This is a genomic window from Paenibacillus sp. OT2-17, from assembly GCF_009827695.1.
GTDB classification, from domain to species: Bacteria; Bacillota; Bacilli; order Paenibacillales; family Paenibacillaceae; genus Paenibacillus; species Paenibacillus polymyxa_B.
Window position 1 is genome coordinate 1 of the sequence record NZ_WUDQ01000937.1, and the last position, 843, is coordinate 843.

An 843-nucleotide genomic window follows, 5' to 3' on the forward strand; every position below is an offset into this window, starting at 1 on the left:
CTGCCCTCTGGGCCGGGTGTAGAGCGATTTCGGAGTATTCCCTTTTTATTGTACCGGGAATGCAGACTTGCGATCCCCAACGCCAAACAGATCAACGAGCGTCTGTCAGCCTTTTCCCCGCATCTGATTCATGTCGCTACTCCATTTAACCTTGGCCTGTATGGAACAAGCTACGCAGCCAAACACCATATTCCACTCGTCGCCTCATATCACACCCACTTTGATAAATACCTCGAATATTACAAGCTTCGCTGGCTTGAACCTGCGTTATGGAAATACATGCTCTGGTTTCACAGACATTGCGAAAGGGTATATGTCCCTTCTCAATCAACCATGGAATTGTTGCACAATAAAGGAATGGGGCAGCTCGAAATCTGGAGTAGAGGCATTGATACTGACCGATTCCAACCAAAGGTGGACCGTAATGCAGTATGGAAGAAATGGGGCGTTCATGCAGATGCATTTGTTATTTTGTATGTAGGCAGGCTTGCACCGGAAAAGGGGATAGACACGTTACTGGATTCCTATCTCCAGTTACCCGATGACGTCCGCGCAGCCTCTGTGCTGGTCATTGCAGGAGATGGTCCATTGTATAAGGTCAAAACTGCAGCGGATCTAGGGGTGCCGGAGCATGCAGTCCACTGGCTTGGTTTTGTGAAAGGGCCGGAATTAGCTGAACTCTACGCCGCAGCCGACGTATTTCTCTTCCCTTCCACCACGGAAACCTTCGGCAATGTTGTACTGGAGGCTATGGCGAGCGGTACACCTGTGGTCGGTGCCAATGAAGGCGGGGTAAAAGATAATCTAATCCATGGAAATACAGGGCTATTGTGTCCTGCTGGG

1 protein-coding gene is annotated in these 843 nt (G+C 49.7%); it reads left to right on the top strand.

What is annotated here, in order from left to right:
- Positions 1 to 843, top strand: an 843-nt coding sequence (locus tag GRP75_RS28300; RefSeq protein WP_160791040.1) for a glycosyltransferase family 4 protein, incomplete at both ends; no start/stop codon positions are given.